Annotated in this window: 15 protein-coding genes and 1 riboswitch; of the genes, 6 read left to right on the top strand and 9 right to left on the bottom strand. The window is 38.8% G+C overall.

Going from position 1 to position 14,305, the window contains the following annotated elements; all coding sequences use genetic code 11:
• The first annotated feature begins 259 nt into the window (after positions 1–259).
• Both M2M59_RS11200 and M2M59_RS11205 read left to right on the top strand, forming a co-directional pair.
• On the top strand, positions 260–1,231 hold the full coding sequence (locus tag M2M59_RS11200; protein WP_066789067.1) for a tRNA modification radical SAM protein MnmL/YtqA: 972 nt from the start codon (positions 260–262) through the stop codon (positions 1,229–1,231).
• The gene (locus tag M2M59_RS11205) at positions 1,228–1,800 is read left to right on the top strand and encodes a tRNA 5-(aminomethyl)-2-thiouridylate-methyltransferase MnmM (protein WP_249774614.1); all 573 of its coding nucleotides are present in this window, start codon (positions 1,228–1,230) and stop codon (positions 1,798–1,800) included. Before M2M59_RS11200 ends, M2M59_RS11205 begins: the two co-directional genes overlap by 4 nt.
• Positions 1,801–1,843: 43 nt before the next feature.
• On the opposite strand, the gene M2M59_RS11210 is transcribed toward M2M59_RS11205, so the two are convergent.
• Complete coding sequence (locus M2M59_RS11210; RefSeq protein WP_249774615.1) at positions 1,844–2,512, bottom strand: MerR family transcriptional regulator; 669 nt, start codon at positions 2,510–2,512, stop codon at positions 1,844–1,846.
• A 174-nt stretch (positions 2,513–2,686) separates the two neighbouring features.
• Here M2M59_RS11210 and M2M59_RS11215 point away from each other — a divergent pair, with 174 nt between their 5' ends.
• Together M2M59_RS11215 and M2M59_RS11220 are read left to right on the top strand one after the other, a co-directional pair.
• Positions 2,687–3,751 (top strand): type III polyketide synthase, encoded by a 1,065-nt coding sequence (locus tag M2M59_RS11215; protein ID WP_249774616.1) that lies wholly within the window; start codon positions 2,687–2,689, stop codon positions 3,749–3,751.
• 4 nt (positions 3,752–3,755) lie between these two features.
• Positions 3,756–4,277, top strand: coding sequence for an isoprenylcysteine carboxyl methyltransferase family protein (locus M2M59_RS11220; RefSeq protein WP_249774617.1), 522 nt, complete (start codon positions 3,756–3,758; stop codon positions 4,275–4,277).
• A gap of 18 nt (positions 4,278–4,295) precedes the next feature.
• Here the strand turns inward: M2M59_RS11220 and M2M59_RS11225 are convergent, their stop codons facing one another.
• Positions 4,296–5,792 (bottom strand): alanine/glycine:cation symporter family protein, encoded by a 1,497-nt coding sequence (locus M2M59_RS11225; protein WP_249774618.1) that lies wholly within the window; start codon positions 5,790–5,792, stop codon positions 4,296–4,298.
• Between the two features lie 308 nt (positions 5,793–6,100).
• Complete coding sequence (locus tag M2M59_RS11230) at positions 6,101–6,901, bottom strand: alpha/beta hydrolase (protein WP_066789083.1); 801 nt, start codon at positions 6,899–6,901, stop codon at positions 6,101–6,103.
• A 239-nt stretch (positions 6,902–7,140) separates the two neighbouring features.
• On the opposite strand from M2M59_RS11230, the gene M2M59_RS11235 reads away from it, so the two are divergent.
• A complete protein-coding gene (locus tag M2M59_RS11235; protein ID WP_147196078.1) occupies positions 7,141–7,665 on the top strand; it encodes a gamma carbonic anhydrase in 525 nt (174 codons plus the stop codon).
• A gap of 44 nt (positions 7,666–7,709) precedes the next feature.
• Here the strand turns inward: M2M59_RS11235 and M2M59_RS11240 are convergent, their stop codons facing one another.
• Together M2M59_RS11240 and metK are read right to left on the bottom strand one after the other, a co-directional pair.
• Positions 7,710–8,129, bottom strand: a complete 420-nt coding sequence (locus M2M59_RS11240; protein ID WP_147196080.1) for a YiaA/YiaB family inner membrane protein — start codon at positions 8,127–8,129, stop codon at positions 7,710–7,712.
• A gap of 235 nt (positions 8,130–8,364) precedes the next feature.
• The gene (gene metK / locus M2M59_RS11245; RefSeq protein ID WP_249774619.1) at positions 8,365–9,558 is read right to left on the bottom strand and encodes a methionine adenosyltransferase; all 1,194 of its coding nucleotides are present in this window, start codon (positions 9,556–9,558) and stop codon (positions 8,365–8,367) included.
• Positions 9,559–9,805: 247 nt separating this feature from the next.
• Positions 9,806–9,923, bottom strand: a riboswitch (SAM riboswitch).
• 278 nt (positions 9,924–10,201) lie between these two features.
• Between metK and pckA the strand changes: the two genes are divergently transcribed.
• On the top strand, positions 10,202–11,788 hold the full coding sequence (gene pckA, locus M2M59_RS11250) for a phosphoenolpyruvate carboxykinase (ATP) (protein WP_066789099.1): 1,587 nt from the start codon (positions 10,202–10,204) through the stop codon (positions 11,786–11,788).
• Positions 11,789–11,881: 93 nt separating this feature from the next.
• Here the strand turns inward: pckA and M2M59_RS11255 are convergent, their stop codons facing one another.
• The 4 genes from M2M59_RS11255 to M2M59_RS11270 are packed head-to-tail and all read right to left on the bottom strand — an operon-like array spanning position 11,882 to position 13,948.
• Positions 11,882–12,337, bottom strand: coding sequence for a hypothetical protein (locus M2M59_RS11255; protein ID WP_147196084.1), 456 nt, complete (start codon positions 12,335–12,337; stop codon positions 11,882–11,884).
• A 17-nt stretch (positions 12,338–12,354) separates the two neighbouring features.
• Positions 12,355–13,134 (bottom strand): alpha/beta hydrolase family protein, encoded by a 780-nt coding sequence (locus M2M59_RS11260; protein WP_147196086.1) that lies wholly within the window; start codon positions 13,132–13,134, stop codon positions 12,355–12,357.
• Entirely contained in the window at positions 13,118–13,585 is a 468-nt protein-coding gene (gene ytkD / locus M2M59_RS11265; RefSeq protein ID WP_249774620.1) for an RNA deprotection pyrophosphohydrolase, read from the bottom strand. The genes M2M59_RS11260 and ytkD overlap by 17 nt, the downstream gene beginning before the upstream one ends.
• Before the next feature lie 51 nt (positions 13,586–13,636).
• The gene (locus M2M59_RS11270; RefSeq protein ID WP_066789107.1) at positions 13,637–13,948 is read right to left on the bottom strand and encodes a transposase; all 312 of its coding nucleotides are present in this window, start codon (positions 13,946–13,948) and stop codon (positions 13,637–13,639) included.
• Between the last annotated feature and the right edge of the window lie 357 nt (positions 13,949–14,305).

The following is a 14,305-nucleotide window of genomic DNA, read 5'->3' on the forward strand; positions in this document are numbered from 1 at the left end:
CATCCCCTCCCTCTAAATAGATGAAGAAAATTATTTTTTCTATTCTAATAGCATTTCACATAAAGTGAAACTTCACGCGAGATAAGGATTTTCTCATCACACCTGGTCTTTTACGAGCAGTTAACCCCTACTTAAATTTCTTTGCTATGCTTAAATTTTTGAAGTAGAAGTCTTCCTACAAGTTAAAGCAGGATAAAAGAAATTTTTCCCCTTTGACGTTGTCATGTTAAAATAGATAGTTGAGGAGTGAAATTATACTATGACTGATATTAATTATACTGATTTCCCGTTTCCCTCTGATGGGAAACGTTATTATACATGGAATCGCTATTTGCGTGATGAATTTGGCTGCAAGGTGTACAAAGTAGCGCTTGATGCAGGCTTTGATTGTCCTAACCGTGACGGCACTGTTGCATTTGGCGGATGTACTTTTTGCAGTGCAGCAGGCTCTGGTGACTTTGCTGGCGATCGTGTGGACCCTATCTCTGTTCAATTTGAAAAAATTAAAGAGAAAATGCAGCATAAGTGGAAAGACGGCAAAACTATGGCTTATTTCCAAGCTTATACGAACACACACGCACCGCTTCCTGTCCTAAAAGAAAAATTTGAAGCAGCTTTAGCATGTGAAGGTGTTATGGGATTAAGTATTGCAACACGTCCTGATTGTTTACCTGATGATGTCGTGGAATACTTGGCAGAATTGAATCAACGCACATACTTATGGGTCGAGCTTGGACTACAGACTGTGCATGATAAGACAGCCAATTTAATTAATCGTGCACATGATTATACGACATATGTGGAAGGTGTGGAGAAACTCCGCAAACATGGCATTCGTGTATGTACACACATTATCAATGGCTTACCTCTTGAAGATTATGACATGATGATGGAAACTGCCCGTGCAGTGGCGAAGCTAGATGTACAAGCAATCAAAATTCATTTACTTCACCTATTAAAGGGAACACCGCTTGTAAAGCAATACGAAAAAGGTATGCTTGAGTTGATGGACAAGGATGCCTATATCAATCTTGTCGCAGATCAATTAGAAGTCATTCCGCCAGAAATGGTCGTACAGCGAATTACTGGTGATGGACCGATTGATTTAATGATTGGTCCTATGTGGTCTGTGAACAAATGGGAAGTATTAAATGGCATCGATGCTGAACTAGAACGTAGAGGAAGTTATCAAGGAAAGCATTATCAAAAAGAAGAAGTGGGAACACGATGAAACTTCAACGTGTACTGCAATACGCACAATTTCTTTTGAAAGAGACCGTTCGTCCTGGTGACATAGTAGTGGATGCAACTGCAGGAAATGGCTATGATACGGCCTTCCTAGCACAGTTAGCCGGCAATGAGGGCCATGTCTATGCATTTGATGTCCAGCAACAAGCGATCTCTTCGACAGAAGAGCGTGTACGGGAAGCAGGCCTTGAAAATCGAGTTACAGCCATTTTAGATGGACACGAACATGTAGCTAAACATGTCTTAAAACCGGTACAGGCAGCTATTTTCAATCTCGGCTATTTGCCAGGTAGTGATCATGAAATTATTACAACGCCTTCCACAACCTTAAAAGCCATCCAAGACTTACTGCAGCTTTTAAATGTTGGCGGCATGATTATTCTAGTTGTTTATCATGGACATCACGGTGGCAAGGAAGAACGAGATGCGCTGATAGAATATGTGAGTACATTGCCGCAAAAATATATCCATGTATTGAGATATGAGTTTATTAATCAAAAAAATGATCCGCCATTTATCATTGCTTTAGAAAAAGTGAAGGAAATGGCATAAGAAAAAGAGTTGTCCGTAAATCTATGGACAACTCTTTTTTCATTTACTTTCCAAAAAAACGAGAAAGAATACCATTCTCTTGTACCCTTTGTTTTTTATCTTCCTCATTTTGTTCAATCTCCTGTGTATGCTGCCACACATTCAGTTTATTGAGCACAGCCATAATTGCACTGTTTTGCTGTTCAATACGGTCCATTTGACGGTTATCATTTTGCCTTTTTTCAGTCAATGGCGCGAGCGATTCAACGACTTGCCTAAATTCCCTTTTCATGGAATCATTTTGCTCTGCCAACAAGACATTTTGTCTTCGCTCTTCTTGAATCAATTGAATTAGCTGAGCGTTTTGGACTTCTACACCATGGATATGCTCTGCCAATAGCTCCATCGCATGGCTCAATTCTTCATAACGCTGGATTTCCTCTTTTCGATCAATGACCACAGGATTGGCTACGGTAATACTTACCTCTTGGATGTTAAAATTCGGTGCTACTACTACCTCAGCCGCTTCTTTAAGGGTTAATCCTTTATTTTTATGCAGTGAACTATATGCTTGCAATATTGCTACGTCTTGATCTGAAAACTTCCGATAATTTCGTCCGTCACGTTCTACTTGGTAACCGTAATCTTCTAATATTGAAATGTAATGCCGAATCGTCGATTTATTAATGCCAACAATTTGGGCAAAATTTGCCATTGTATATGTATGAGCCACAAAAACCCTCCTAACCTATTGTGACACCTTCTCAATTATCATTATTGTAGCATATTGTTATGTTTCTGTTAGGAAGTGTGCATAGTTTTATAGAATTAATTTTAGGGAATACGTATTTTTCCAAATAGTAAATCGTACACTATTTTGATACGAGAAGAAAAAGGAGATCCTAAAATGCCCAAAATTCATGCAGTCAGTACACACTGCCCTCCCTATGCATTACCTCAAAATATGGCAGAGGAATTTATAAAAGAACTTTTTTCTGGGAAGATAGCCAAACTTGATCGTTATTTGAAAGTATTCAAAAATGGCGAAATACATAACCGCCAACTGGCTATGCCAATCGAATGGTATAAAGAAGAACACAGTTTTTCAGAAAGAAATGAATTATACGTAGAACTTGCTACAGAGTATACAGCGAAAGTAATCGAGGACTGTTTAGAAAGAGCATCAGTGGAAAAAGAAGCAGTCGATGCCATTATCTTCATATCAAGCACGGGCATTTCAACACCAAGCATTGAAGCACGCGTTATGAACCAGCTCTCACTTCCCATTGATATCGTCCGAATTCCTATTTGGGGACTTGGATGCGGAGGTGGCGCTGCGGGGATTAGCCGAGCAAATGATTATTGCCTTGCCCATCCCGATGCGGTAGTACTTGTCGTATGCCTGGAACTATGCAGCCTTACATTCCAGCCAGACGATTTGGATAAGAGCAATTTTATCGGGACATCTTTATTCGGTGACGGTGTAGCATGCGCTCTCGTTGCAGGTGATGAAGCATCACTTTCTTCAAAAGAAACTTTGCCTTCAATCAAAGGAAATGCTTCCCGTCTTATGCCTCATTCAGAAGATGTAATGGGTTGGCGAATCGAGGATAGCGGCTTGCATGTTATTTTCTCTAAGAGTATCCCGCCAATTGTTGAAAACTGGTTTGCCCCTTTTGTGCATGACTTTTTAAATACTCATGATTCCAAGGCACAAGATCTCACACAATTTATTTTGCACCCTGGTGGCAAAAAGGTCCTTACCGCCTATGAAAAAGCTCTCAATCTGCCAAATGACTTGTTAGCACCGAGCTCTCATATTTTAAAAAATCACGGCAATATGTCTTCTCCAACTGTTTTATATGTCTTGAAATATATTATGGAAAACAAGCCATCCAAAGGTGAAAAAGGTTTAATGGCATCACTTGGACCAGGTTTTAGCGGTGAACTTGTTTTATTGGAATGGGAGTGAATGTATGCTATTTATAATCGTATTTGCACTAATTTGCATTCAACGGCTAGTAGAACTCCGGGTTGCCAGAAATAATGAACGTTATATGAAAAGCCAAGGAGCAATTGAATTTGGGCAGGCACACTATAAGTATATCGTGATACTTCATGTCGCTTTTTTGGCTTCATTATTCATCGAGTACCTGGTAAAGGAATCGACATTAAGTCCGATATGGCCATGGCTACTTGCAGTATTTATCGTCCTTCAATTAGGCAGGATCTGGGCAATTAAATCGCTCGGCCATTTTTGGAACACGAAAATTATTGTATTGCCTAACGCCCAATTGGTAAAAAAAGGTCCCTATAAATGGATTCCACATCCAAACTATGTCATCGTTGCACTAGAAATCCTTGTCATTCCATTGATATTCCAAGCATATGTAACGGCTATTTTCTTCACCCTATTAAACATGTTGATGATGTATATACGGATTCCTGAAGAAGAGCGTGCGCTGAATAGCATTTATAAAAACCAGGAACAATATTAAACGAGAAAAACGAGAAGCCTAAATGGCTTCTCGTTTTTTATTGTCTTTTGCATTCTTCTCTTTATTATATTCAACCCAGAAATCTGCATCTTTTATTCCTAAAGGAGTAGGATCAAACACTGGATCTTTGCCTTCTTTCTTCTGTCTTTCATAATCTTTCAATGCCCTAATGGCCGGCTTCGCAACAATCAGGATACCAATCACATTAATCCAAACCATCAATCCAAGGCCGACATCTCCAAGAGCCCATGCTAGTGTTGACGCTTTGTATGAGCCATAGAAGTTGGCTGCTAAATACACAATACGTGTAATCCACATTGCGATGACTTGAGTTTTCCCTTTAAATAAGTACGCAATATTTGTCTCAGCAATATAGTAATAGGCCATGGTAGTAGTAAAAGCAAAGAAGAACAAGGCTATTGCTACAAAGCCTGAGCCGAACCCAGGGAATGATTGGTCTACCGCAAATTGCGTATAGGCAGAACCTGCGGATACTTGATCAGCGATAGTGCCTGAGCCGAAGTCTCCTAAGAAGATAAATTTCTTTTTAGCTTCATCGAATACATTAAAGGTACCAGAAAATAAAACCATAAATGCTGTAGCAGAACAAACCAATAATGTATCGATATAAACAGAAGCAGCTTGAACAAGGCCTTGTTTAGCCGGATGAGAAACTTCCGCAGCAGCTGCCGCATGAGCTCCTGTACCTTGGCCAGCCTCATTAGAGAAGACGCCACGTTTTACTCCCCATGCAATCGCCGCTCCAAGCATACCACCAAAAGCAGAATCAAATCCGAAAGCGTTTTCAAAGATAAGCTTTAATACATGTGGAATTTCACCAATATGCATACCAATAATAACAACAGCCATAATCATATACAAAATAGCCATGAATGGCACTACATATTGTGCTACAGTCGCAATTGCTTTAACTCCACCGATAACAATAACTGCTAATAGAACAGTTACAATCAATCCAGTTATCCACTGGCTAACACCAAAAGCATTATGCATAGCATCTGAAATAGCGTTTGTCTGAACACCAGGCATTAGGACGGCCATCGCCATCAATGCTGCAATGGCAAAAATAATACCAGCCCATTTTTTCCCTGTTCCCTTTTCAATATAGTAAGCAGGACCGCCACGATATTGATCATCTCGTTCTTCTTTATAAATTTGTGCTAGTGTTGACTCTACATATGCAGTAGCCGCTCCAATAAAAGCAATCATCCACATCCAAAATACAGCACCAGGACCACCGAATGCAATGGCAGTAGCTGTACCTGCAATATTACCGGTACCTACACGTCCTGATAAGGCAATAGATAATGCCTGAAAGGAAGAAATCCCCTTTTCCGATTTTTCCCCTTTGAACATTAATAAAACCATGTCTTTAATAAATCTTACCTGTGGAAACTTCATAATGATTGAAAAGACTAATCCAACAACCAATATGCCGTAAATCATCCACGGCCCCCACAAAATGTCATTTATTGCTGCAACAAAATCCCCCATAAAAAAACCCCTTTATAGTTTTCTTATAATTCAATATATTTTAAATATTGATAGATTGCAAACAAAATTTTCGAAATAATCTTTTTTATTTTCTTACCTTATAAATACATAACTTGTTTTGCTATTTCATTTCGACTCCTCCTCAACTCTTTAGTAGTAAGATTTACTCATGATATGCCGCCTAGAATCTGAATATGTGACGAAAAAAAGACATATGCAAAATTAAAGCATATGCCCAGATATATATTTCTTTTGCTACGGCACAAAAGAATTTTACCTCTTAAAAACACACTTCCATTTAATTTAAATTAGATAATATAACCGATATTGCGTAAAGCATTAAACATAAAGGATTCCATATATTGATAGATATCTTCCCGTTCTGGTTCTTGATAAAGATCGTGATAGCAAGATTTCCACTCTTTATATTGGAATTCAGACGTTTCTTGTTGAGAAAGCCATTTTTTACTATAGGCTGGAGATACAATTTTGTCACTGCCCCCATTCATCAGCAAGACTGGGATATCCGGAATTGTTTCTCTCTTTGTCCACAATGCTTTCATAAACTGCTGCAGTTCTTTATACCATCCCACTGTAATGCCTGAAAAATAGTAGGGATCGTCCTTTTGTTCTTTATAAAATTCGTAACTGCGCGAAAGATTTTTGATTGGTATATCATGCTGTATCTTTAAATTCCCTGTTAGTTTGCTAATACCTGAAAGAGCATTAGAAAATTTTGATGGCTGATGTGTAAGATGCAGCCAAGGAGATGTTAGTATCATGCCTGCACATTCGTATTTCCGTATTTGTATTAATTCCATTGCAAGGCTTGCGCCAAGGCCATGCCCCATTATAAAGATTGGTAAATTATAATTTATAGCAACCTCCATCATTTGTCGAATGAACTTTAGGTACTCTTTAAACCCTTCATCATGCGCTTTCTTTTTCCGGCTCACTTCGCCATGACCAGGCAAATCACCTGTGATAACATGCATGCCAGATACACGTAGCTTTTCAATAAGCCAAGGATATCTCCGATGATGTTCATATGCACTATGTATAAAAACAACAACAGCTTTCGCTTGTCCCTCTGCTTCCCATTTCCACATTCTATTCCGCTCCTCAATTCTCACTTTTCTCGTATTAACGGCTACCAAAAATTAGAATGATATACTTCTATATTTTGACCTTCAATACCTGATAGGTTTAGGTAACAATCAGAGAAGATAAAATTCACTGATTGTCGTATCACTCTATTTTAACGTATTTTACAGATTTCAGTTTCCTTCCAATCTACCATTTGTTACGATATTAATAACATCATAGCTTGAAATGAGGCGAATTTTCGATGATTTACCCTTATCACAACAAAAAACCAAATATCGATCCCTCTGTTTTCATAGGAGATCATGTCGTTATCACTGGGGATGTCACAATTGGACCAGACTCATCTGTATTTTATAATACAGTGATTAGAGGTGATGTGTCCCCTACTATTATTGGAAGTAAAGTGAACGTACAAGACTTGTGCTGTTTACACCAAAGTCCTGGCAGACCGCTTGTCCTAGAAGATGAGGTAACAATCGGTCATCAAGTGACACTACATAGCTGCCATGTAAAAAAAGGTGCGCTTATTGGTATGGCATCAATTGTTTTAGACGGCGCAGAAATTGGCGAGGGAGCATTCATCGGGGCAGGGAGCCTTGTGACACAAGGAAAAGTAATACCTCCGAATACAATGGCTTTCGGCCGACCAGCTAAAGTAGTACGGGAATTAACTGATGAAGATAAAAAAGACATGGTCCGCATTATCAACGAATATCATGAAAAGGGCCAGTTCTATAAATCTGTCCAACAAAATTCAGAAAGATAATAAAAAGATGGCTTCTCTCAAAAGGGAGGCCATCTTTTTACTTTTTATTCTTCTTGTTCCTCTCCATTGCCATTGCCTTTGAGTGACTTACCATATTGTCTGTCACGTATTTCCTTTGATAGCGCGAAAGAGGTGTATAAGACAAAAATAATCCCTAGCCAATAATATCCCTTTTCGACAAGGTCCCAGTCTGTATTCCAAACACTTATCATCCCTATTCCAAATGAAGCAATCGTTGATAAATAACAAAGGAGCAAATATTCTTTTGTTACTTTAATTCCGTCATGCCGATCGCGAATTGTCTTTACAAGTGAAAAAGCAGAAAAAGTAATCCACCCCAACAAAATAGTATAGAATCCTCGCTCAACAAGTTGCCAATCTGTATTCCAAATCGCAACTAAGACAAAACCAAAGCCGGTTAAAAAAGCAGCCCATGTGAGAAAAAAGAATTCATTTGTTTTCAACCATCTCTCCTCCTTGAACTTCTTATTAACTTATTCAAAGAGAGAAAAGGTTATGAACCGAAAATGTATCAAGCTTTTACTTTGCCTTCATTTTATTTTTAAAGAATAGTTTGTTCACAACCTATCAAGATTAATGGAGAATAAAAACCAAAAACCCTATCACAAATGTGACAGGGTTCTCATAAGAATCAGCTTATCGCTTAGGAGGAAAAACCTCCATAGCAAGAAACTCTATTTATTTAAATTTAGCTTTCAATTCTTCAGCTTTATCTGTATTTTCCCAAGGTACATTTAAATCAACACGACCGAAGTGTCCGTAAGCCGCTGTTTGTTTATAGATTGGACGGCGAAGATCAAGCATTTTGATAATGCCTGCAGGACGCAAATCAAATGTCTCACGAACGGCTTCTACTAATTTGCTTTCTGTGACCTTTCCTGTACCAAAAGTATCTACAGAAATAGAAACTGGCTGAGCTACTCCGATTGCATAAGCTAACTGAACTTCTGCGCGCTCTGCTAAGCCTGCAGCTACAATATTTTTAGCTACATAACGAGCTGCATATGCTCCAGATCGGTCTACTTTTGTTGCATCTTTCCCTGAGAATGCACCGCCGCCATGACGCGCATACCCACCGTATGTGTCAACGATGATTTTGCGTCCTGTAAGACCTGCATCCCCTTTTGGTCCACCAATTACAAAGCGGCCTGTTGGGTTAATGAAGTATTTTGTGTTTTCATCCAGTAATTCAGCTGGCACTACATTATTGATTACTGTTGATTTAAGATCTTGTTGAATTTGTTCTAATGTTACATCTTCATCATGTTGAGTTGAGATAACAATTGTATCCACACGTACTGGATGGTTGTTTTCATCATACTCAATTGTTACTTGTGTTTTTCCATCCGGACGCAAGTATGCAAGTTGACCTGTCTTGCGAACCTCTGTTAAACGGCGTGCCAATTTGTGAGCTAAGCTGATTGGAAGCGGCATTAACTCAGGTGTTTCATTGCAAGCATAGCCGAACATCAACCCTTGGTCCCCTGCACCAATTGCTTCGATATCTGCATCTGACATTTTGCCTTCACGAGCTTCCAGTGCTTGGTCTACACCTTGTGCAATATCCGGTGATTGTTCACCAATTGCTACAAGTACTGCTAGGTTTTCTGCATCGAAACCGTATTTACCGCGTGTGTAACCAATTTCAGCTACTGTATCTCTTACAATTCCTTTGATGTCAACATATGTTGAAGTCGTCACTTCTCCTGCAACAAGGACAAGGCCTGTTGTGACAGTTGTTTCACATGCAACTCGCGCATTCGGGTCTTTTGCAATAATGGCATCTAAAATGGCATCCGAAATTTGGTCACAAATTTTATCTGGATGTCCTTCTGTTACGCTTTCTGAAGTAAATAATCTTCTGTTAGTCATTTGGTTGGTTTCCTCCTAAATCAACGAGATCCTCTCGAAAGTGATACGGTACTCATTACCCATGTCCGTTTAAATGGATTAAACGCCAAGCTTTAGCTGCTTTTTAAACACGAGGATATAGAAAGTGCCCTTACATACATGCTATATATTAATATGAAACAAAATCAATTTGCCTCAATTTTTACACAAAAAAACCTTTCGCTCATTCGCACAATGAGGAAAGGATATGTTTCGTAAGCACCTTTCACTCTTATCGTTCAAGGAATATTCCTTGCATCAGATTAGCACCAGCGCATTTAACACTTGATAAAATGCAGGTTGCCGGGTTTCTTAGGGCCTGACCCTCCACCAGCTCGGGATAAGAGTATCCGTTCTATAGCATATAGTAAGCGAATTGAACAAGAAAGTCAAATTTTCGATAAAAAATAAAGAAAAAAGTTGATTTTTGATGAATTTTGTTGTGTGATGTAGTTAAGCGTTTTCGTAAAGTAAATTAATGAATTAATTTATATAGAAAACTTTTAAAAAATAACGAGTTATTAGTATAGACTAATACGCTTAATGTGTTATACTAATTCTCGAAAAGATTAATACTCACCCACTTAGCAAGGGTAATAATATAAAAAGGATGGTACGTACACAGATGAATTCAGTAGAAATTGCGAATGAACTGAATGATTTATTACAAGGGCGCAATATTTTAGAACAGCTTTCAGTTCCACAATTAGTGGAAAAAGCAACTTCACGTGGAGAGGCAATCTTAACGGTAGATGGTGCTGTTCGCGCAGTAACTGGCAAATATACAGGACGTTCTCCTAAAGATAAATTTATGGTAGAAGAAGAATCCTCTAAAGACAAAATTGATTGGGGTAAAATCAATCAACCTATTTCTTCAGAAGTTTTCGATTCATTATATACGAAAGTAGTAGACTATTTAAAAGAAAAAGAAGAAATTTTTGTTTTCAAAGGATTTGCGGGTGCTGACCCTTCATCCCGTCTTGGCATTCGTGTTGTGAACGAATTCGCATGGCATAATTTATTTGCACATCAATTATTCATCCGCCCTACAGCTGAAGAATTAGAAGAACATGAAGCAGATTTCACTATTGTTTCTGCTCCTACCTTTAAAGCTGATCCAGCAGTAGACGGAACATCTTCTGAAACATTCATTCTCGTATCTCTAGAAAAACGCATTATTTTAATCGGCGGCACAGAATATGCTGGCGAAATGAAAAAATCAATCTTCGGCATTATGAATTACCTATTACCACAACAAGGTATTCTGTCTATGCACTGCTCTGCAAATGTTGGTGAATCAGGCGATGTAGCATTATTCTTCGGCCTATCCGGTACAGGTAAAACGACTTTATCTGCTGACAGCAATCGCAAATTAATTGGTGATGATGAGCACGGCTGGTCAGACAATGGAGTATTCAATATAGAAGGAGGCTGCTACGCGAAAACAGTCAACCTTTCTGCTGAAAAAGAACCAGAAATCTATAATGCTATCAAATTTGGCACAGTGCTTGAGAATGTAACAATCGATCCAGAAACACGCATACCTGACTATGATGATACTACATTAACTCAAAATACACGTGCTGCATACCCAATCCAAAATATCGAAAATATTGCAAGTCCATCTGTTGGTGGTCACCCTAAAACAATTATTTTCTTAACAGCTGATGCGTTTGGCGTATTGCCTCCAATCAGTAAATTAACGAAAGAGCAAGCGATGTATCATTTCTTATCTGGCTTCACTTCCAAAATTCCTGGAACAGAACGCGGTGTCGTAGAACCAGAACCAGTATTCTCTACATGCTTTGGCGCTCCATTCTTCCCACTACATGCTTCTGTATACGCAGAAATGTTGGGTGAGAAAATCGATGCTCATGAAGCTAATGTATTCTTAGTTAATACAGGCTGGACTGGCGGCAGCTATGGTGAAGGCAGCCGTATGAAACTTTCTTATACTCGTACAATGGTTCGCGCTGCAATCGACGGCAAGCTAGACAATGTATTCACAGAGCAAGATCCATTCTTTGGTCTATCTATGCCTACACAAATCGAAGGCGTGCCAACAGAAGTTTTAAATCCGCGTAATGCATGGGCGGATAAAGATGCTTATGATCAAAAAGCTAAAGAACTTGCTGGCATGTTCCATGAAAACTTTAAAAAATTCGGCGTCATTTCAAAAGATATTTCTGAAAAAGGCGCGCCAATCGTTTAATTGCTACAACTTATCGCTTACAACCTATAAGTAAATCCAAATCGCAAAAAAATCCCCGACAGGCCAAAAGGCTAGCCGGGGATTTTTGGTTTTTTAATCTGTGTCATCTGGAAAAAATTCTGCTTCTGTATCGTATTTCTTAAACATCTCAAGAATAGGTTCGGCATCTTCTCTCGTTAGTTGATTAAAGAAAATCTCTTCTGCATAATTTCTTATTTCTATGCCTTCTATTCCATGATCATCATGGAACAGAATAGAAAACCATTTTAACTGTTCTTTTGAATCGGCTGAGTGGTGAATAAAATAATCTCTTATTTTATCATTTAAGGTGACACGCTGAATTTTTACTAAGCCTTCATCCTGTGAACTAAAACTGAATTGTTCCAGTTCTTGAATTGCCTTGCTTTCTTCCTTCCAATTTTGCACCTGCAGCTCATTATAGGGTCCAGAATAAGCCTCCCATAATTCCTGCCAGAAAGGATAGCGTTTTTTAAACGGCAAGGTATCACTTTTATGCCTTACATCATTTGTCGCTTTAAGATAACCCATCTTTTCACCTACTTATTTTATTGTAGTTTCATCCATTGGCATGCCCCTCGGAGGACATTGCGATTGGCTACACCAGGGAAGTAATGAGTGAATTCGGGATAATACCAGGTTTCAACTCTTTTATTTAATTCCTTTAAGCGCTCTTCAAGTAGTTCAGCATGCTTAAAACTCACATTGTCATCTTTCATCCCATGAATGATTAAGACCGAAGCATTAATTTCTTTTATTCGGTCTAAAGGCGTGCGCTCTTCATATGCAGCTGGATTGGTCATAGGAGAACCTCCGAATACGCGTTTCATCATCCGACGCATATCAACCCGTTCTTCGTATGTGTACTCAATGTTAGAGACGCCTCCCCATGTAACAATGGACGTGATGTCATTTCGAATAATACCAGTCCAAAGAGCCATAAGCCCACCTCTAGAAAATGCGAACAAATGAATTCTCTCACTGTCACAGAAACGCTTCAGCACTTCGACAGCATTTACTGCATCAAAGCGGTCTTCGCCAGCAAACATATCCTTTCCTTCACCACCGCGTACACCTCTATAATACGGCGCGAATACGACAAAGCCATTTGCCGCAAGCTGTGTAATGCGAGCAGGACGTACCATCCCTACATTTTGAATCCCACCTCGCAAATATAGGATTCCTTCACTCTTTGGATTTTGTATAGGCGTAGCAAGAAGCCCTTTCACTTTTAAACCTTCCGACCAATATGTAATCTCGGCAAGTTTGACATTTGGATTGGGCGATGGATAATCCCTCATGTAATGGATATCACCATTGATATTCACGTTCACTCACCTTCTCTAACATTTTTTTCATCCCTGCATCTTTCATATAAAAACTTAGATTGTTACAGTGATCTAATTCTTCATCATCCAACAGACATGTGCCAGCTGTTTCTTTATACTGGTGATTTTGTTCGATTGCTTGGACAGAGGCTATAAATACCGCCTTCGTAAAAGGCCTTTCTGCGTGAACTATATAAGTGGCAAACCAAACTATATCTGAGAGCACGGCCCCTGTTTCTTCATATACTTCCCTTCTTGCCGCATCTTCTAACATTTCCCCCTTCTCTACCTTACCGCCCGGAAATTCAAGACCGCGAAGAGGGTGCTCGGTCAACAACCATTTCCCTTTATATTTCGCTAATACCAACACATGTTGAGGTTTTATGGAAAAAGAATTCTTTTTAAAAGAGAGTTCACAACCAAAGCCATTTAAATCTGTATATGTAAACATACCTTCGCTCACTCCTTGTTTTTATAAGTGTAACGAAGGTAAATCAATCCATCAACTGTAATAAGGCATTCCTTCAATAAATTTCTTAGTCTCTTCATCGCCGTATTCATGAATGATGGCATAAACTTTAGCCAACCGTTTATCTACTTCATTGTTTTGTGCATCAAGATGATAAGGAACAGCTGGAAGGTGTGCACGCCACATACCACTTGCTTCCCATCCTTGCATTTGTCTAAAAAGTAAATCAAGTACCTTTAACATTTCAGCATTCGTATTTATTTGGAATTCCCAAGGTGCTAGGTCTGGAGAAAAATTATAATATTTATGCATTACTGACACATAGGCATCTACTTGTTCTGACATGATGTAATCCTCCTTTATTTGATTGGCCACATTTTTTATAGCATGGTTGTGTTTTATTTTTTTATACGAGGATTAGGCATTTAAAACGTTTCTTGTCTTTCAACTTGCATATTATATAAGGAAACGGAAAATTCAGAAAGTGGTGAGACTATGCATCTATTCACTGGTGTCTTCTTAGCTGGTCTTCTTATTGGTCTATTTCTTGATGCGCTCACACTTATATTCTCTCCTCGTTCTAAACATGCAGTGCGAATGACAGTATTATTTATCATATCGATTTTTCTTTTTATTGTAAGTTTATTTATGAGCAGCACGCTCGGAACCATGATTGGCTTTTTAAGCCTTGGTATTTATACG

Source organism: Rummeliibacillus sp. G93 (assembly GCF_023515935.1).
Lineage (GTDB): Bacteria > Bacillota > Bacilli > Bacillales_A > Planococcaceae > Rummeliibacillus > Rummeliibacillus stabekisii.

Excerpts from the sequence above, each read along its gene's own strand:
- M2M59_RS11200 (WP_066789067.1), top strand. The coding sequence starts at position 260 with ATGACTGATATTAATTATACTGATTTCCCGTTTCCCTCTGATGGGAAA.
- M2M59_RS11205 (WP_249774614.1), top strand. The coding sequence starts at position 1,228 with ATGAAACTTCAACGTGTACTGCAATACGCACAATTTCTTTTGAAAGAG.
- M2M59_RS11215 (WP_249774616.1), top strand. The coding sequence starts at position 2,687 with ATGCCCAAAATTCATGCAGTCAGTACACACTGCCCTCCCTATGCATTA.
- M2M59_RS11220 (WP_249774617.1), top strand. The coding sequence starts at position 3,756 with ATGCTATTTATAATCGTATTTGCACTAATTTGCATTCAACGGCTAGTA.
- M2M59_RS11225 (WP_249774618.1), bottom strand. The coding sequence starts at position 5,792 with ATGGGGGATTTTGTTGCAGCAATAAATGACATTTTGTGGGGGCCGTGG.
- M2M59_RS11230 (WP_066789083.1), bottom strand. The coding sequence starts at position 6,901 with ATGTGGAAATGGGAAGCAGAGGGACAAGCGAAAGCTGTTGTTGTTTTT.
- M2M59_RS11235 (WP_147196078.1), top strand. The coding sequence starts at position 7,141 with ATGATTTACCCTTATCACAACAAAAAACCAAATATCGATCCCTCTGTT.
- metK (WP_249774619.1), bottom strand. The coding sequence starts at position 9,558 with ATGACTAACAGAAGATTATTTACTTCAGAAAGCGTAACAGAAGGACAT.
- pckA (WP_066789099.1), top strand. The coding sequence starts at position 10,202 with ATGAATTCAGTAGAAATTGCGAATGAACTGAATGATTTATTACAAGGG.
- M2M59_RS11255 (WP_147196084.1), bottom strand. The coding sequence starts at position 12,337 with ATGGGTTATCTTAAAGCGACAAATGATGTAAGGCATAAAAGTGATACC.
- ytkD (WP_249774620.1), bottom strand. The coding sequence starts at position 13,585 with ATGTTTACATATACAGATTTAAATGGCTTTGGTTGTGAACTCTCTTTT.
- M2M59_RS11270 (WP_066789107.1), bottom strand. The coding sequence starts at position 13,948 with ATGTCAGAACAAGTAGATGCCTATGTGTCAGTAATGCATAAATATTAT.